The organism is Rhodoplanes sp. Z2-YC6860 (assembly GCF_001579845.1).
GTDB lineage: Bacteria > Pseudomonadota > Alphaproteobacteria > Rhizobiales > Xanthobacteraceae > Z2-YC6860.
In genome coordinates, this window is sequence record NZ_CP007440.1 from 6,272,826 (window position 1) to 6,289,815 (window position 16,990).

Genomic DNA, 16,990 nt, shown 5'->3' on the forward strand with positions numbered 1-16,990 from the left:
AACATGAGCACACCTGTGGGTCAGCGTTGATCCGAAGCCTAAAACTACCAGATCATATGTACACAAACAAGTTTGAATCTAGCTGCGCCGCAGCGATCCGAGCCTGATCAGCAAGCCGTTGGCCGTCACCGCGAAGGCGGTCAGCAGCACCGCCACCGCCATGATGGTCTCCGTGTCGCCGAGGTTCATCGCCTGCGTGACGAGAAAGCCCAGCCCCCGCTTCGAAGCGAACATCTCGCCGATCAGCACGCCGAGCAGCGTCAGCGAAAACCCGAGCCGGATGCCGGACAGAACCTCCGGCATGACGGCCGGCAGCACGATGGTCGAAGCGGTCTGCCACGCGGAAAGCCGCATCATCTTCGAGCTGCGGAGGAACACCGGCTTCATCTGCCGGATGGCGTTCATGGTGAAGATCGTCATCGGGATCATGCCGTGCATGACGCCGAACGCCACCTTCGCGGCCATCCCGAGGCCGAAGCAGAGCAGCACCAGCGGATAGAGCGTGACCTTCGGGATCGTATAAAGATTCACCAGGATGGGCTCGGCCACCGCCAGCGAGGTTCGCGAAAAGCCCAGTGCAATACCGAGCGATACGCCGCACAGAATTCCGAGCACCAGCGCCAGCGCGAACGCCCCGGCGGTCTCCGCCACGTGGCCCCAGAACATGCTGCTTTGAAGCAGGCCTGCGAGTTTCACCGCCGTCGCCGCAGGCGACGCGAGCGCTCCGTCGCCGCCGATCAGATGCACCACCTGCCAGGCGACAATGATGCCGGCAAACAGGAGAACCGTGCCGAGATGCCGTGCGTGGATCATCGGAGCTGCCGCGCCTGCAGTCTGACATCGATGGCGTTCAACAACGAGTTCACCGCCGTCGCCGCGAGCAGAACCAGCAGCATCAGCGCATACATCTTGCGGTTCTCGAAGTTGTTGTAGGCATAGGCGATGGCGTAGCCGAGGCCGGAGCCTGACAGGATGAACTCCGACGCGATGACGCCGATGAACGAATAGGCCACCGCGAGCTTGACGCCGGTGAACAGGTAGGGGCTCGCGGCCGGGAGCTCGATCAGCAGAGAGGTGCGAAGGCGCGAGAGCTGGTACATCCGCGCGGTCTTGCGCAGCACGTTCGGAATGCGATCGAGACCGTCCAGCGTGGCGGTGATCATCGCCACGACCGCCAGCAGCACCGCGATGGCAATGATCGGCGCGCTGCCGACGCCGAGCAGCACGATGAACACCGGATAGAACATGAAGGTCGGCACGGCGTAATAGCTCGCGAGCAACGGCTCGACCGCGGCCCGCAGCGACGGCATCGCATGGATCACGACGCCGACGGCAAAGCCCAGCACCGCGACGATCACCGCCGCGATCAGGATGTTGGAGAATGTCGAGACGATATCGGCGTTGAGCTCGCCGCTCCGGAGGATCGCCACAAGCGCGACCGCCATGTCCGAGGGCGGGATCAGAACCGTCGCCGGGATGATCTTGGTCCGGCACAGCAGCTCGATGGCGGCCGCGAACAGCGCGACGATCAGAAGCCTGATCCAGGCTTCGCGCTTCACGGCGCAGCCCCGCCGTCCGCAGAACCTTGCGCCACCCCCATGATCTTCATGGTTTCGCGGCGGAGCTTGTCCCACAGCCGCGAGGTGATCTCGCCAAAACGGGGCGTCGACACGACGCGGCTGTCGCGGCCCCTCTCCCAGCCGGTCGCGACCATGTCGATGAAGGTGCCCGGACGCGCCGACATCACGCCGACGCGGTCGGACAGCATGGCGGCCTCGTCGAGCGCGTGGGTGATCAAGAGCACCGTCGCCGAGGTCTCGCGCCAGAGCCGCAGCAACTCGTCGCCCATCAACAGCCGGGTCTGCTGGTCGAGGGCGCCGAACGGCTCGTCCAGCAGGATGAGCCTCGGCTGCAGCACCAGCGTGCGGGCGATGCAGACGCGTTGCCGCATGCCGCCGGACAGCTGTGCCGGATAGGCCTTGGTGAAATCCTTGAGCCCCATGAAGCCGATGGCGTAGTCGACGCGCCGCTTGATCTCGGCCGCGTCGACACCGGCGCGCCGCAAACCGAACGCCACATTGTCCTCGACGGTCAGCCAGGGAAACGACGCATCCTCTTGAAACACGGCGCCGACGCCGTCGGGCACGCCCGAAACCGGACGGCCTTCGAACGTCGCGGTGCCTTCGGTCGGTACGGCAAGGCCAGCCAGGACATCGAGCAAGGTCGACTTGCCGCAGCCGGATGGCCCCACCACCGAGAAGAATTCGCCGCGCATCAGGTCGAGATCGACCGGACCGATGGCGTGAAGCGATGCACCGGAGCGCAGCTGGAAGACCCGGGTGACGTTCCGCAGCCGGACGTGAACGGAGCCAACGTCCTGGGCAGCGCTCGCGCCCTTGCCTGGCTCTGTCTCGCTGACGACCGCATCACGCATGGAGTGCCATCAATCCGTTACGGCTCCGCGCGGGCGGCGCGGCCGCATCAGTGCATCTTGCCCTGCAGGTCCTTGGGCAGGAACGATTCGTCGATCAGCGATGACCAGTTGACGTCCTGCTTGAGTTCGCCGATCAGCTTCAATCCGGCCGCGGAGCGCTCGAGCTCGGTGCGATCGAAATCGCCGAGGCTCCACATCTTCGGCGCGATCATGTTGTGCACCGCCTCCTTGGCGATCTCCGGCTCGAAGTTCCACATTTTTTGCAGGACTTCGGCCGCGGCATCCGGGTTGGCGTAGATCGCCTCGACCGCCGCGCGGCGTCCGGCGATGATGGCGCGGAGCTTGTCACCGTTCTCCTTGGCGAACGCCTTGGTGGTGATGCCGACCGACGTGGTCATCGCCGGCAGGATGTCTTTCGCCGCGACCACGGTGCGGTATTTCGCCTTGCGGATGATCGAAAGCGGCTCGATCAGCGCCGCCGCCGAGACCGCGCCCTGCTCCAGCATGGTCAGCGCCGGCGGATAGCCGCCCGCCGCGATCCGCGTGATCTTGCCCGCGTCGATGTTCTTTTCCTTCAACTCCATCAGGAAGATCATCTCGGACGACGACTTCGGCGAGGTGATGGCCACCTTCTTGCCGATCAGGTCCTCGAGCGACTTGATGTCGGTCGTGGGCATCGTGACCAGCGTCGACTCGGCGACCGTGCGGGTGCCGACATTGACGATCACGAGCTCGATGCCCTGATTGGCCGCCGCGAGCGCCGCCGAGAGCGCGACCTCACCGTACGGCGTCGAGCTGGCGAGGATGTTGCGCACCGTGGTGCCGCCGCCGGCCGATCCGATGATGCCGGTGATGTCGATGCCGGCTTTCTTGAACAGGCCCTTGTCCATGCCGACCGCAAACGGCGCGCCGTAGAGGCTCTGGCCCCACTGCGTGACCGAGATTTCTTCGGCCACTGCAGGCAGCGAAACCGACGTTACGAGACAAACAGCCGCCGCAAAGCTCCGTGCCCAATGCCGCATCTTCGCCTCCTTAGCTGCCAACCGTTAAGCCGCAGACCGGGGAATTGTTTGTGCACATACAATTCAAGTCCGTTGCCCATTCTGTTGTCAAGAACGAAACCTAGGCAGAAGCCCAAGTAACGCCTCACGCAATCTCAAATCCGCTGTCCGACGCGGCAGCGGCTGTGGCCGCGGCAAGTCCGTTGGGCGTGTTCGACCGGATCGTGTAGAGAGCGTCGCCGGCCTTGACCTGCTCGCCTGTGCGAACGCGAAGCTCCAGACCGCCGCCAAAATCCCAAGGCGCGCCCGTCGCCCGTGCAATCTCGCCGATTCTCCAACCATTGATGCCGCAAACGGTGCCCGAACTCTTCGCCGGCACCTCGGCCGCCATTGCGCCCGGGACGGCGGCGGGCGCGCGACGTCCTTGCGCGTCGATGATCCTGTCGAAAGCCTGCTTCGCCGCGCCGGAACCAAGAAGCTCAACGGCGCGCGATTTTGCCGCAGCCTCGGACGAGATATCCGGCGCCCAGCGGAGGATCCGGCTCGCAAATGCCAGCGCCTTGTTGCGAAGATCATCCGGTGCATCGGGCCTGCCTTCGAGCACCGCCATGACGTCGCGCACCTCCAAGGCGGGGCCGATGCCGCGGCCGATCGGCTGATCGCCGGGCGACGGGCACGCCTCGACCTTGAGGCCCAGCGCTTCACCCACGGTCCGTAACAGATCGGCCGTCTCGATCGCCTGCTGTTCGGTCTTGAGCTTGGCGTACGGGCCGTAAGGCAGATCGACCACCACGTGGGTAACGCCCGCCGACACCTTCTTCGACAGGATCGAAGCGACCGACCATTTCACGCTGTCGAGCTTCAGCGGGCGCGTGATCGAATTCATGACGTCGTCGAGCGCGGAGTGATTGAGCTTGCCGTTCCAGACGATGCAGCCGCGCGCCGCGGCAACGACCCGGCGGACATCGTGAATATCAAGATCGACCCGGGCCACGGTCTCCATCGCATCCGCGGTGCCCGCCGCCGAGGTGATCGCCCGCGACGATGCCTTGGGCATCGCAAGGCCGTGCGCTGCAACGATCGGCACGACGATCATGGTGATGCGGCTCCCCGGCACGCCGCCAAGCGAATGCTTGTCCACCACGATCGGCTCGTCCCAGGTGACGCGTTCGGCAAACTCCGACCGCACCTTGGCGATGGCTGTCACCTCGGCGATGCTGAGCGCGCCCGTCGCCGCCACAAGGAAGCGCGTCATGTCGCTTTCGGAATGCTTGTGCTCGACGAATTCGGTCAGCAGCAGCCGATATTGCGATTCCGTCAGCTCTTCGCCGTTGAGTTTCGCCCGCAGGAATGCCGCGCCCGGCAGCGACGCCGGCCGCACCGGAGACGCTTCGTCGCCCGGGCGCGATGAAGTCAGAATCGAAACGAGCCTCGCCACTCCGGTCTCGACGGCTGCGTCATTGTGGATGACGACACTGTCGATACCGGCCGGCAGCTTCGGGGTCACACGGGCCAGCCGCGATTGAACCTGCGCGGCGTCTTCCCTGCCCCGCGCCATCAGCCGTTGCGCGATCAACTCGGCCGGTGCCGAGATTTCGACGAGCGTCACGTTCCTGGCCTTGCCGACAAGTTCGGCGGCCGCGGCACGGGAGCCGTTGATCACCACGTTCTGTCCCGAGGCCAGGTTGTCGGCCAGATGGATCGGGATCCCGTACCTGAGCCCATGCGCCGACCAGTGGATCAGGAAGTCGCCGGAACCGGCGCGCCGCTCGAACTCGGCCATGTCGCACGGCATGTGGTCTTCGTTGCCGACGCCCGCCGGGCGCGTGATCACGCGCTGGGCGAACACCACGTGTGGGTCGGCCGCGAGCGCGAGCTTCGCGCCATTCAACAATGTGTCCTTGCCGCTCCCGCTCGGCCCGACGACAAAGAACAGCCTGCCTTCCATCGCTTTCCGTGGTCCTTGCGGTCGCCCCGCCTTCGACTGCACGCCGGAGGAATTTGTATGTGTACAAATGATACGGCAGGCGGCCGGCTTGTCAATGAACGCCGGAAATGACGGCGCTATGGCAATGATTGCAGGAAGGCGCGGAGCACAGCGTTAAATTCCGCTGGCTTTTCCCAGTGGACGAAACGCGCGGCACCCGCGTTTCGCGGCGCCTCGCGGAACCCCGCCATGCCGCGCAGCACATCCGGCTGATCCGGATAGGGATCCTGGTTGCCGCAGACGCCGAGCACCGGCAGATCGAGCCGTTTGAACGCGGGCACAAGGTCGGGCACCGACATGCCGAATTCGAGCATGCCGCGCTGGTACTCGCCGAGCGGATGCCCCGCAAACATCTGGATGACCTTCTCGCGGACGGCTGAGTCCACCGGAATCACCTTGTAGATCGACTTGCCGCCCTGCTCGCGCAGAAGCGCAATCAAAGCGTCGCGTCCCTGCTGTTCCAGAACTTGCGCGGCCTGCTTCGAGTAACGCTCCCAACGCTCGAAATACTGGAACGCGTCGTGCATCTCGCTCCAGGCGCCGAGCACGAGCCCGCGCGGCTTGCCGGGATTGCGGATCGCGTAGTTCGCGGCGATCGTGGTGCCGAAGGCGAGCGAGACGATGACCGGACGCTCGATGCCGAGCCGCTCGATCAGCAGTTCCAGGTCGCGGGTCTGATTGACCAGCGAGAAACCGTAGTCGGTCCACGTCGTCTTGGCGTGACCGCGGCGGTTGTAGATGAAGCAGCGGTGGTCGGTCGAGAACTCGGCGACCTGATGCTCCCAGTATTCGAGCCCATGAATCTCGCCGTGGATGAAGACGATGTCGCGGCCCTGGCCGTGCTGTTCATAATAAAAATCGCAACCATTGACGCTGACCATCGGCATGGAATGACGCCCTCAAGGCTCGATGCCGATGACCCGCGCCGGCGCGCCGTCCATGCCCTGGAGCTTCAGCGGCAGCGCCGTCAGCATGAACCTGGGCGCGATGCGGTCGAGCGCGGTGAGCATCTGGATCATCGGAATGCCTGCCTTGAGCCAGCGCTTGTGATTGGCGCCGCGCTCAGCGGGCGTCAGCGTCATCAGCCAGAACGGCTTCTCCGGAAAGCAGTCCATGGCGACCGCCGAAACGCCCTGGCGCTCGACCCATTCGCCGACGCTCGGCTCGAGATGAATGGTCTGCGCCCAGAACTCCGGCTTGCCGAAGGCGCGATTGGTCCAGAGCGTCTTGATCACGGCGATCTGCCCGGGTGCGGGCTTCACGCCGGTGCGTTCCAGATCGTCACCGGTGACGCCCTCGCCGGGCTTCTTGTGGCTGACATCGATCACCACCGCCTCACGCATCACGATGCGGTCGAGCGGCAAGTCGGTGACCGAATAGCCGTCGGCATAGAAATGCCGCGGCGCATCGATGTGCGTGCCGATGTGGGTGTTCAGGGTGAACACCGTGTTCATGCTGTTGGTGATCGGCGCGTCCGGCAGGAGATCGACCCGCTCGGCTGTGAGCGTCGCGCGCTGCTCCTCGCTCACGACAGTGACGGCTTGAACGCGCGTCGGGTTCTGCTCGTAGAAGGCGATCTTCGGGATACCGGCCATGTTGGAGGTGACGGGAAGCGTCAGATCGACGATGCGGGACATGTGATGCTCTCAACCGCGCTGCTGGGTGTAGCCGTAGTGCCAAGCCAGAATTCGGTTCTCGATCAGAAGGAACAGCCAATTGAGGAGATAGCCGAGCGCAGCAAGCGTCAGCACGCCGGCGAACATGTCGCGAATCTTGAAGCCGCGCTGCGCGCTCAGGATGAAATAGCCGATGCCGTTCGATGCCGCGACCATTTCGCTGATCACCATCACAATCAGCGCCACCGCGAGGCTGATCCGCATACCGGTGAAGATATAAGGCGACGAGGCCGGCAGCACGACCTGCATCAGGAGCTTGCGGCCTGAGACGCCGAAGGTGCGCGCGGTCTGCAGCTGGATCGGATCGACGCTGCGCACGCCGCTGTAGGTGTTGAGCAGCACCGGAAAGAAACTCGCAAAGGCGATCATGAATATCTTCATCTCGTCATCGATGCCGAGAAACAGGATCATGATCGGCAGGTAGGCCGGGCTCGGAATCGGACGCAGGATTTCGGTGATCGGCTCGAGCAGATTGTAGAAGAAGCGGACGTAGCTCATCAGCACGCCGACCGCGACTCCCAGCACGACTCCGATGAAATAACCCGCGAACATCCGCCACTGGCTCGGCAGCACCTCGCCGAGCAGTTCGCCGGATATCACAAGTCGCCACCAGGTCGCGATGATCGCGCTGATACGCGGGAAGCTCATCGGCGGAAAGATCGCGTAGGCGGCGGCGATCTCCCACAGAACCAGCAGCACGCCAATGAAGATGACGCCGATAAAGCGCGTGTTCCAGATCAGGCTGGACTTTGCCGCGCGTTTGACTGGCGGAGCAGCGACGGCCGTGGCCGGCGGCGGGTCGCTGTGCGCGATGTCGGTCACGCGGCCTCCGTCCGTTTGAGGCCTTCATCGGCAAAGAGTTGAGCGAGGAGCCGCGCCCGGTAGTCGAGATAAGCGGGCAGCGCCCGGGTCGCGATCTGGTCGCGTGGGCCGGGCAGATCGATCGGCACGTCGATGGCGATGGTGCCTGGCGCCCGCGTCAGCGCCACGACCCGGGTCGAGAGATAGACGCCCTCGTCGACATCATGGGTGACGAACACCACGGTGAGCTTGAGTTCGCGCCAGAGAGAACGAAGAAGCTCCTGAAGGCCCACACGCGTGAGCGCGTCGACCGCGCTGAAAGGTTCGTCCATCAGCAGCACCGCAGGGCGGCAAGCAAGCGCGCGGGCGATGGCAACGCGCTGCTGCATGCCGCCGGAAAGCTGCCATGGATAGTGGCGCTCGAAGCCGGAAAGCTTCATCAGCCCGATCAGTTCGCTTGTGCGCGAAGCAATCTCGGCACGCGACAGCGTGCCCTTGTTCTCCAGTCCGAAGGCGACGTTGCGCTCCACCGTCTTCCAGGGAAACAGCGAGCGCGTGTATTGCTGGAACACGTAGAGCACATCCGGCGGCGGGTCCTCGATGCAGCGGTCCTTGTAGAAGACGTCGCCCGCGGTCGGCGACGCCAGCCCCGCCATGATCTGCAGCAAGGTGGACTTGCCGCAGCCCGAGGGACCGACGATCGAGACGAAGCTTCCTTCCGCGATGTCGAGATCAACGCCGTTGAGCGCAACCGTGGTGTTCCCGGCCGCAGCGAAGCTCTTGTGCAGGCCTCGAACGCGAAGGACGGTCGTGCCTGACGGGCTCATGGCTTCCTCAGACGGTCACGGCGTGAACACGCGCTTGGCGAGATCGACGGGTGTTTTGAGCAGCCCGTATTTCACCATCAGCTCCTTGGTGTGGTTCATCTCCTTGAGGTTGATCGCGGTGCCGAGCCGCGGCAGCAGCACCTTGTCCTTGAGCGCTGGGTTGAGATTGGTGAACTGCTGATTGATGTCGCGGGTCGCAGCCTCGTTCGAGGCGGCGAACTGCGCGCCCTTGGCCACCGCGCGAGCGAACTTCGCCGCCAGCGCCCTGTTCTTTTCGACCCACGGCGTGAGCGCGATGTACTGCGTGATGTCGGTGTTCGGCGCGGTCTCGACGTAGGGCCAGCCAACGATCTCGGCATTGCCGGTCGACATCAGCGCCGAGCGGAACGGCTCGACCTGGACGACAGCATCGAGCTGGCCCGCGAGCAGCGGATCGTTCATCTGCGGGAACGGCACTTCGGTGAAGCGCACCTTGGTGCGATCGACGCCCTGCTTGTCGAGGAGCGCGACCGTGTGCAGCCACGCGGTGCTGTTGATGACGTTCACGGCGACGCGCTTGCCTTCGAGTTCTTTAAGCGAGCCGACCGAGCCCTTGCGCACGATCACAGCGACGGTCGTGTCCGGCGGCGCTTCCCGCACGATCGCGCCCGGCGCTAGCACCACGGCGTCGAGCCCCTGCTCAATGGCCTGGAACGTCGCGACGGTGCTGCTCAGCACGATGTCGAGCCGGCCCGATTGCAGCACCGGCACCGCAACCGCACCGCTGTCGAACTTCGAGATCTCGACCTCGATGCCTTCTGCTTTGAAGAACCCCTGCTTGTCGGCGATGACGGCCGCCAGCGATTCCGAAAATGGCAGCAGGCCGAGTTTGATCTTTTCCTGCGCTGTTGCCGGCAATGGCGACAGCAGCACGCTCGCAACCAAAGAAATGGCGTAAGACAATCGTCGAACCTGAATCACCGCAGCCTCCACGCGATTCACAATCCACCGGCGTCCTCGAAAAGACTAACGCGTGAAATCTGCCCGGTCACCTGGGTCCGACCACACGGCTCGCCGAAAATTGTTGCGCGATTGTCCGCTGACCGAACGACAGCCAATCATGAGCCAGCCTCATAAGTCCATGCGGGTTTTCTCAGCTAATCGCAGTGCCCGGCTGGCCCTATAACAACATCGTTCTCGCGGCAGGAACGCGGGATCGTCACGCACTCGGCCAGAGCCCCGCGAGGGCATGGCGCGCTCCTCACGGAGCGCGGACGGCGGCGTGCGCGAAAGAGCCAAAGGCCAGTCATGTCCGCTGTCGAATCCAGACCTCCCGCCGTTGCGACCTCCGACGTCGTCATCGCGCTCACGCCGCTGATGGCGGTGGTGCTGGTCGTGTTCCTCATCACCGGCATCGCGATGCCGGTTCTGCCGCTCCACGTGCATCAAGAACTCGGGCTCGGCACCTTCGTGGTCGGCCTCGTCTCGGGCAGCCAGTTCGCGGCAGCGCTCGTTTCGCGCATCTGGTCGGGCCATTTTGCCGACACTCGCGGCGCAAAGCGCGCGGTCGTCGCGGGCCTGCTCGCCGCGGCTGCGTCGGGCCTGCTTTATGCGCTGTCGCTCCGGTTCACCGCCTCGCCCATCACATCGGTCTCGATCCTGATCGCGGGCCGCGCGCTTCTCGGTGGCGCGGAGAGCTTCATCATCACCGGCGCGCTGAGCTGGGGCCTGGCGCTCGTCGCCACACAGAACGCCGGCAAGGTGATCGCCTGGATCGGCACCGCGCTCTACGCGGCCTTCGCAGTCGGCGCACCGGCCGGCGGCGCGCTCTATGCCCGTTACGGCTTCGTGGCGATCGCGCTCGCCACCACGCTCGTGCCGCTTCTGGGCGTACTGCTGATCCTGCCGCTGCGCGGCGTCACGCCGATCCGCAGACCCAAACCGTCGCTCGCAACGGTGCTGCGCGCCGTGCTGATGCCCGGCTTCGGGCTCGCCTTCAGCAGCATCGGCTTCGGCGCGATCACGACCTTCATCACGCTCCTTTTCGTAAGCCAGGGATGGGCACCGGCGTGGCTGGGCTTGAGCACCTTCGCGGCAGCCTTCATGGCCACCCGCATCGTGTTCGGCCATCTGCCCGATCGCATCGGCGGCGCGAAGATCGCGCTGGTCTCCGTGCTGCTGGAGGCCGCGGGCCAGGCCCTGATCTGGCTCGCGCCCTCGCCGGGCCTTGCGCTTGCGGGAGCGGTGCTGAGCGGCTTCGGCTATGCGCTGGTCTATCCGGGGCTCGGGCTCGAAGCGGTGCATCGCGTACCGAGCCAGAGCCGCGGGCTTGCCATGGGCACCTACACGGCCTGCCTTGATCTTGCGCTCGGCATTGCGAGCCCGCTGCTCGGCCTGATCGCGGCCGGCGCAGGCCTGCGCGCGGTGTTTCTCGCCAGCACGATCACGGTGCTCGGCGCGGCGGTTGTTGCGACGCGCCTGCTCCGGGCACCGACGGCTTCGGACGCATAACGGGAGTGGACATGAAAATCCTCACCACCATCCTCGCCTCGCTTTCGCTGATGATGCCATCTTCGGCCCGCGCCGCAGCGGCCGACGATCTGCGTGACGTCGCACCGGCGCTCGAGAAATATACCAACGAGCGATTGCTCGGCGACGTCTGGAAGCGGCCCGGGCTGTCGTTGCGCGACCGCAGCGTCGTCACGCTCGCAGCGCTGATCGCGCGCGGCGAGACTGTCGAGCTGCCGCACTACCTCGATATCGCCCTCGACAGCGGTGTGAAACCCGCCGAGATCTCCGAGATCATCACGCATCTCGCTTTCTATGCCGGCTGGTCCAACGCCTTGGCGGCCCTCGCTCCGACGAAGGGCGTGTTCGCCAGGCGCGGCATTAGCGCCGACCAGATTCCGCCTGCCTCGGTCCTGCCACTGCCGCTCAACGAGGCTGCGGAAGCCGAGCGCGTGAAGCGGGTCGGCGAGCAATTCGGCGCGGCGTTTCCTGGTGTGGCGCGCAACACCACGGAATTCCTGTTTCGCGATCTTTGGCTTCGCCCGGACCTGGCGCCGCGCGACCGCAGCCTCATCACAGTCAGCGCGCTGATCGCGACCGGCCAAGTCGCGCAGATGCCCTACCACCTCATCCGCGCGCTGGATAACGGCCTCACCCAGGCCGAAGCCGCGGAAGCCATCGCGCATCTCGCCTTCTACACCGGCTGGCCGAACGTGTTCTCGGCGCTGCCGATCGCGAAGGAGGTTTTCGAAAAACGACAATCGAAGGAGTGAACAGATGAAGCAGTTGCTTGCCGCAGCGGCGTTGAACGCCGTGGTCGCCTCGTCATCGCTAGCGGCGCAGAATATCGAAATCTTCCCGAACGGATCGCGGCCGTCCGGCCGGGGACCAGCCGAGTTTTTCACCGGCTCGGTGGTTGTCGATCCGCTGTTGGCCGCGGGCCAGCAGACCCGCGTCGGCGCCGGCCATGTCACCTTCGAGCCCGGCGCGCGCAGCGCCTGGCACACGCATCCGGCAGGCCAACTGCTCATCGTCACGTCGGGCACCGGCTGGGTGCATGAATGGGGCGGCGCCAAGCGCGAGATCAAGCCAGGCGACGTCGTTTGGATTCCACCCGGCGTGAAGCACTGGCACGGCGCGACCGCAACGAACGGCATGCGGCATATCGCGGTTCAGGAAACTGTCGACGGCCGCAATGTCGATTGGCTGGAACAGGTGACAGACGAACAGTACGCCGCGCGGTGAAATCGATTACTTCCGATACCGCAGCGCCTCGACGACCAGCGCAAAAGCCGCCGAAGCCTGTCGGCGGCTTGGATAGTACAGGTGGTAGCCCGAATAAGGCGGGCACCAGTCCGCGAGCACGCGCTTGAGCTTGCCTTTGGCGATGTATGGCTCGGCAAGGCCATCCGGCACATAAGCGAGGCCGTGACCGCCGAGCGCGGCGTGCAGCAGGTGCATCGTGGTGTTGAAGGTGAACTGCCCCTCGACACGCACGCGCAACTCCCGTCCTCCTTTCTCGAATTCCCAGCTGTAGACGCCATGGACCGGCAGTCGCAGATTGATGCAGTTGTGGCCGATCAGTTCCTGCGGCCGCCTCGGCTCCGGGCGCTTGCGGAAATAGGATGGCGCTGCCACCACGGCCATGCGCATGTCAGGGCCAATGCGCACGGCGATCATGTCCTTGGCGACCTGCTCACCGCTCCGCACACCCGCGTCGTAGCGTTCGGCGACGATGTCGGTCAGCCCATAGTCGACCACCAGTTCGACCTTGATATCGGGATAGTCCTTCAGAAGCTTGCCGAACTTCGGCATCAGGATCGTGTCGATCGCATATTCCGTCGCCGTGATCCGGATCGTGCCGGCGGGCTTGTCGCGAAGCTCGCTGACCGCCGCGAGCTCAGATTCGATCTCTTCGAGCCGCGGTCCGACGTTTTGCAGGAGGCGTTCGCCGGCTTCGGTCGGCAACACGCTTCGTGTGGTGCGCGTCAGCAGACGAACGCCGAGGCGTGCCTCGAGTCCGCGGATGGTGTGGCTCAGCGCCGACTGGGATACGCCAAGCTTCGACGCCGCATTGGTGAAGCTGCGCTCGCGCGCCACGGCGATGAAGGCTGCCAGGTCGTCGAGATTGTCGCGCGGCATTTATCGGCTTGGCTCATGAAAGACGCCCGATTATGCCACGTCCCGGCGCCGGTGCCTATTTCGGATCGCCCGGCGGCGACACTGTCACGCCGGGCGGGCCGCCTCGCTCGATCGCCTTCTGCACCACGCCGGTTGCCTTCGCGTCCTCGACAAACTCACCGACGTAGGACAGCCAGCCGGTCTTGCCTTTCGGCACCACCATCCGATTGATGTTGGCGCCGTAGCGGTCCGCCAGCACCGTCGATCCGTTGAGCTTCGCGGAGTATGTGAGAAGAGTCGGGCGGGCCGACGCCATCGCGGCCGCCTGCCCGGAGCGCAGCAGTTCAAAGGTCTGCTCCGGCGTTTCGGCCAATGTCAGCTCGGCCTGCTTCAGCAAACCGCTGAGCGAGATGGTCGACGCATGGTTGCGAACGGCAGCAATCTTCGTTCCGGTCCGATCGATGTCGGCGACGCGATGGACCCGCGAGTTGGCTGGGACCAGCAACGTGTAGTCGAATTGGAAAATCGGCGGCGAGAAGTCGCCAACGCTGGCAGACCGATCGTCAAACGGCAGAAACAGCAGGTCGCAAGCGCCGCTCTTCAGGCAAGCGATGGCCTGCGGGGGCGTCGGGTGCTCGACCAGAACCAGCGGAACTCCGAGGCGCGCCGCAAACGCGCGGGCGCTCTCCGCCCACACGCCTTTAAGCTCACCGGACGCAGCGTCCTTGATGTATTGCGGCAGAAACAGCCCGATCCGGACCTCGCCGCGCTTCACGAGGTCGGCAACCCGTGAATCGGAACTCGGTTGCGCACTCGCCACTCCCGCGCATGCAACCAAAGCCCAAAGCACAAGCAGGAATTTGAAGCTTCGCCCCATCGGAAATTTCCAGTTCCCAAAACAAATAGCAGACGCGTTTAAATCTAATCAACCATATCGCAGGAAATCGTCATTCGGTCGACGCAGGCCTGCGGGTGCTGCGCCAAAGTGGCACGGCCGTACACCAAACGATCACCGGAATGGCCCAAAGTTGCTGCACTCAGAGGGCTGGCCGGCCCTCTGACGGCGGCTGTCGGCCGCACGCGATCACCGTCTTGGCAGAAATGCCCGGCCCGTCGGAGAATGGAAAGAAGTTCCGGCCGGAGCCACGATGTTCAGTCTGACACGAGACACCGTTCGCAGCTTGTTTTCGTTCCGGCCGCGCGGCTTCGAAAATCAGCAGCGTGGGCCGGTGTTGCGGCGGCTTCCGAGCCTTGCGGCGGTCGCGATCGGTATCGCGCTGACCGCCGCTGTCGCCTACATGGTTTCGTTGAGTGAAGAACGGAATGCCAAGCTCACCTTCGATGTCGCCGCCGACAATCGATCGCGGGTGCTGCAGGCCGGCCTCAACGAGTATCTGACCAAGCTCGGCGCCGTGCAGGCCATGTTCAATTCGGTGGACGACCAGGTCACGCGCCGTGAATTCGAGAACTACGCCAACGCGCTTCTGAAATTCAGTCCTTCGATTCAGACCTTGTCGTGGCTGCCCCGCGTCCAAGCGGACGAACGCACCGCGTTTGAACGCTCGGCCCGCAACGAAGGCCTTGCTGGCTATCACATCAGCAATCGCGCCGTTGACGGCAGCTTCTTTGTGGCGCCGCACCAGGACGAGTACTTCCCGGTCTTGTTTTCCACCGTACCGAAGTCGTCGCCGCTCTACGGCCTCGACATGAGTCCCTATCCCAACACCCGGCAGCAGATGGACTACGCGCGCGACAACGCCACGCTCGGCTTCTATCAGTTGCCAAGTCTGGCGAGCGCTTCGGGCGTGCAGCACGGCTTCGTGTATCTGCTGCCAATCTACCGGCAAGGCCAGCCCAACAGCACGGTCGAGGAGCGCCGCCGCAACCTTATCGGTTTTGCATCCGGCGCGATGGTCACGGCCAAGATGATCGACGTGGTGCTCACGGTGCAATCCGCCCCGCAAGGGATCGAATTCTATTTTTTCAGCCCGCACAGCGGACCGGATGACCTGCCGCTCTATGCACAACCTTCGACGTTGATCGCGCGGCAAGGCCTCAAGTCGCGAGGCCAGATGACGAAGGGCCTGCACTGGACCCAGGACATCGTGGCCGTCGGCAGGCCCTGGCTGACGGTGGTGGCTGTGCCGATGCCGGGCGGCATCCTCGAAGGGCGCTATGACCGCACCTGGATCGTCCTGATCGCAGGCCTGGCGCTCACCGCGGTCGTCGCGATCTATCTCTGGGGCGTGGCCCGCCACACGCTCAATCTGAGCGAGGCGAACAAGACGATCTCCGAGCTCGCCGAGACCGACACGCTGACGCGGCTCGCCAACCGTCGGGTTTTCACCGAGCGCCTCGAGGCAGCCTTTGCGGCAGCCAGGCGCGGGGCGGCGGCGTTCGCCGTGCTCTATTTCGATCTCGATCATTTCAAGGACGTCAACGACACGCTCGGCCACGCTCTGGGCGACGCCTTGCTGCGCGCGGTGACGGATCGCGTCAGGGGCGTCCTGCGGACCGACGACGTGGTTGCGCGTTTCGGCGGCGATGAATTTGCGGTGCTGCAGCACAACATCGCCGGCACGGATGCGGCCACGACTCTGGCGGCTCGAATCTGTGGCGCGTTGGCTGCTCCGTTCATGATCGAAGGCAACGAGATTCATATCTCGTCCAGCATCGGGATATCGCTTTACGACCTCGACATCACCGAGCCCGAAGCCATGATGATCCAGGCCGACCTGGCGCTCTACCGGGCCAAGCAGGACGGCCGCAACTGCTTCCGCTTCCACAGCGTCGACCTCGATCGCGAGATCGAGGAACGCGTGACCATCACGGAAGATCTGCGGGTTGCGCTCGAGCGCGGCGAGCTCGAACTGCACTACCAGCCGCAGGTCGAGCTTGCCAGCGGACAGATCATCGGCGTGGAAGCGCTGATGCGATGGAATCATCCCACGCGCGGCGTACTGCAGCCGTCGATCTTCATCCCGATCGCGGAGCGGACCGGCCTGATCCTGCCGCTTGGACGATGGGCCATCGATGAGGCCTGCTGCCAATTGAAGCTATGGCAGGCCCAGGACATCGCGCCAAAGCTTGTCGCCGTGAACGTGTCCGCATTGCAGCTTCGGGCATCGAACGACCTGGAGGGCGACATTGCTGACAGCCTCAAGCGGCACGGCATTGCCGCCGAGCTTCTGGAGCTTGAGCTCACCGAGTCGGTCCTGATGGAGGTCACGCAGCAGCACAACGACAGCTTCGAAAGGCTGGTGCGGCTCGGCGTGCGGATCGCGATCGACGACTTCGGCACCGGATATTCGTCACTGCATTATCTGACCTCATACCGCGTCAACCGCTTGAAGATCGCGCAGCAGCTCGTGTCGAAGGCCGACAGCGATCCCCGCAACGCCTCCGTGGTGCGTGCTGCCATCGGGCTCGCTCAGGATCTGGCGATCGACTGCATCGCCGAAGGCGTCGAGACGCAGGCGCAGGCCGAATTCCTGCTGTCCGCGGGGTGCCGGTACGCACAGGGTTATCGCTTCAGCATGCCGGTCGACGCCAAGCGCACCGGCGAAATGCTCCGGCAGGGCCGGGTCGGGGCCGAACACGCTCCGCAGCAGTCTCCGAAGTCGACGGCGGCTTGACAGCCGACGTCCCGGACTCAA

At 64.6% G+C, this 16,990-nt stretch carries 16 protein-coding genes; 4 read left to right on the forward strand and 12 right to left on the reverse strand.

Annotation, left to right across the window (positions count from 1 at the left end; all coding sequences use genetic code 11):
* Positions 1-78: 78 nt before the first annotated feature.
* The 10 genes from RHPLAN_RS29340 to RHPLAN_RS29385 form a co-directional block, all read right to left on the reverse strand.
* Complete coding sequence (locus RHPLAN_RS29340; RefSeq protein ID WP_068025843.1) at positions 79-813, reverse strand: ABC transporter permease; 735 nt, start codon at positions 811-813, stop codon at positions 79-81.
* The gene (locus tag RHPLAN_RS29345) at positions 810-1,559 is read right to left on the reverse strand and encodes an ABC transporter permease (RefSeq protein WP_068025845.1); all 750 of its coding nucleotides are present in this window, start codon (positions 1,557-1,559) and stop codon (positions 810-812) included. The genes RHPLAN_RS29340 and RHPLAN_RS29345 overlap by 4 nt, the downstream gene beginning before the upstream one ends.
* Positions 1,556-2,434 carry an ABC transporter ATP-binding protein gene (locus RHPLAN_RS29350; protein WP_068025852.1) on the reverse strand — a complete coding sequence of 293 codons (879 nt, stop codon included), beginning with the start codon at positions 2,432-2,434 and terminating at the stop codon, positions 1,556-1,558. Before RHPLAN_RS29350 ends, RHPLAN_RS29345 begins: the two co-directional genes overlap by 4 nt.
* A 47-nt stretch (positions 2,435-2,481) precedes the next feature.
* Positions 2,482-3,456, reverse strand: a complete 975-nt coding sequence (locus tag RHPLAN_RS29355) for an ABC transporter substrate-binding protein (protein ID WP_068032007.1) — start codon at positions 3,454-3,456, stop codon at positions 2,482-2,484.
* Between the two features lie 124 nt (positions 3,457-3,580).
* Entirely contained in the window at positions 3,581-5,383 is a 1,803-nt protein-coding gene (gene phnN / locus RHPLAN_RS29360; protein WP_068025855.1) for a phosphonate metabolism protein/1,5-bisphosphokinase (PRPP-forming) PhnN, read from the reverse strand.
* Between the two features lie 116 nt (positions 5,384-5,499).
* Positions 5,500-6,309, reverse strand: a complete 810-nt coding sequence (locus RHPLAN_RS29365) for an alpha/beta fold hydrolase (RefSeq protein WP_068025858.1) — start codon at positions 6,307-6,309, stop codon at positions 5,500-5,502.
* Positions 6,310-6,321: 12 nt separating this feature from the next.
* A complete protein-coding gene (locus RHPLAN_RS29370) occupies positions 6,322-7,059 on the reverse strand; it encodes a cyclase family protein (RefSeq protein WP_068025859.1) in 738 nt (245 codons plus the stop codon).
* Between the two features lie 9 nt (positions 7,060-7,068).
* Entirely contained in the window at positions 7,069-7,920 is an 852-nt protein-coding gene (locus RHPLAN_RS29375) for an ABC transporter permease (protein WP_084245840.1), read from the reverse strand.
* Positions 7,917-8,726 carry an ABC transporter ATP-binding protein gene (locus RHPLAN_RS29380; RefSeq protein WP_068025860.1) on the reverse strand — a complete coding sequence of 270 codons (810 nt, stop codon included), beginning with the start codon at positions 8,724-8,726 and terminating at the stop codon, positions 7,917-7,919. The genes RHPLAN_RS29375 and RHPLAN_RS29380 overlap by 4 nt, the downstream gene beginning before the upstream one ends.
* A gap of 15 nt (positions 8,727-8,741) precedes the next feature.
* Positions 8,742-9,686, reverse strand: coding sequence for an ABC transporter substrate-binding protein (locus tag RHPLAN_RS29385; RefSeq protein WP_198164551.1), 945 nt, complete (start codon positions 9,684-9,686; stop codon positions 8,742-8,744).
* A 327-nt stretch (positions 9,687-10,013) separates the two neighbouring features.
* Between RHPLAN_RS29385 and RHPLAN_RS29390 the strand changes: the two genes are divergently transcribed.
* The 3 genes from RHPLAN_RS29390 (at position 10,014) to RHPLAN_RS29400 (ending at position 12,458) form a co-directional block, all read left to right on the forward strand.
* A complete protein-coding gene (locus RHPLAN_RS29390; RefSeq protein ID WP_068025862.1) occupies positions 10,014-11,216 on the forward strand; it encodes an arabinose transporter in 1,203 nt (400 codons plus the stop codon).
* 11 nt (positions 11,217-11,227) lie between these two features.
* Positions 11,228-11,986, forward strand: a complete 759-nt coding sequence (locus tag RHPLAN_RS29395) for a carboxymuconolactone decarboxylase family protein (RefSeq protein WP_068025865.1) — start codon at positions 11,228-11,230, stop codon at positions 11,984-11,986.
* A gap of 73 nt (positions 11,987-12,059) precedes the next feature.
* Positions 12,060-12,458, forward strand: a complete 399-nt coding sequence (locus RHPLAN_RS29400; RefSeq protein ID WP_198165096.1) for a (R)-mandelonitrile lyase — start codon at positions 12,060-12,062, stop codon at positions 12,456-12,458.
* A 6-nt stretch (positions 12,459-12,464) separates the two neighbouring features.
* Here RHPLAN_RS29400 and RHPLAN_RS29405 read toward each other — a convergent pair whose 3' ends face one another.
* Together RHPLAN_RS29405 and RHPLAN_RS29410 are read right to left on the reverse strand one after the other, a co-directional pair.
* Entirely contained in the window at positions 12,465-13,355 is an 891-nt protein-coding gene (locus tag RHPLAN_RS29405) for a LysR family transcriptional regulator (protein ID WP_068025867.1), read from the reverse strand.
* A 55-nt stretch (positions 13,356-13,410) separates the two neighbouring features.
* Positions 13,411-14,154: a transporter substrate-binding domain-containing protein gene (locus RHPLAN_RS29410; RefSeq protein ID WP_198164552.1), complete on the reverse strand. Its 744-nt coding sequence runs from the start codon at positions 14,152-14,154 to the stop codon at positions 13,411-13,413.
* A 328-nt stretch (positions 14,155-14,482) separates the two neighbouring features.
* Here RHPLAN_RS29410 and RHPLAN_RS29415 point away from each other — a divergent pair, with 328 nt between their 5' ends.
* Entirely contained in the window at positions 14,483-16,969 is a 2,487-nt protein-coding gene (locus tag RHPLAN_RS29415) for a bifunctional diguanylate cyclase/phosphodiesterase (RefSeq protein WP_068025875.1), read from the forward strand.
* Positions 16,970-16,990: the final 21 nt, after the last annotated feature.

What these genes read in the sequence shown, in the direction of transcription:
- RHPLAN_RS29340 (WP_068025843.1), bottom strand. Translation starts at nt 813, where the DNA reads ATGATCCACGCACGGCATCTCGGCACGGTTCTCCTGTTTGCCGGCATC.
- RHPLAN_RS29350 (WP_068025852.1), bottom strand. Translation starts at nt 2,434, where the DNA reads ATGCGTGATGCGGTCGTCAGCGAGACAGAGCCAGGCAAGGGCGCGAGC.
- RHPLAN_RS29355 (WP_068032007.1), bottom strand. Translation starts at nt 3,456, where the DNA reads ATGCGGCATTGGGCACGGAGCTTTGCGGCGGCTGTTTGTCTCGTAACG.
- phnN (WP_068025855.1), bottom strand. Translation starts at nt 5,383, where the DNA reads ATGGAAGGCAGGCTGTTCTTTGTCGTCGGGCCGAGCGGGAGCGGCAAG.
- RHPLAN_RS29365 (WP_068025858.1), bottom strand. Translation starts at nt 6,309, where the DNA reads ATGCCGATGGTCAGCGTCAATGGTTGCGATTTTTATTATGAACAGCAC.
- RHPLAN_RS29370 (WP_068025859.1), bottom strand. Translation starts at nt 7,059, where the DNA reads ATGTCCCGCATCGTCGATCTGACGCTTCCCGTCACCTCCAACATGGCC.
- RHPLAN_RS29380 (WP_068025860.1), bottom strand. Translation starts at nt 8,726, where the DNA reads ATGAGCCCGTCAGGCACGACCGTCCTTCGCGTTCGAGGCCTGCACAAG.
- RHPLAN_RS29390 (WP_068025862.1), top strand. Translation starts at nt 10,014, where the DNA reads ATGTCCGCTGTCGAATCCAGACCTCCCGCCGTTGCGACCTCCGACGTC.
- RHPLAN_RS29395 (WP_068025865.1), top strand. Translation starts at nt 11,228, where the DNA reads ATGAAAATCCTCACCACCATCCTCGCCTCGCTTTCGCTGATGATGCCA.
- RHPLAN_RS29405 (WP_068025867.1), bottom strand. Translation starts at nt 13,355, where the DNA reads ATGCCGCGCGACAATCTCGACGACCTGGCAGCCTTCATCGCCGTGGCG.
- RHPLAN_RS29415 (WP_068025875.1), top strand. Translation starts at nt 14,483, where the DNA reads ATGTTCAGTCTGACACGAGACACCGTTCGCAGCTTGTTTTCGTTCCGG.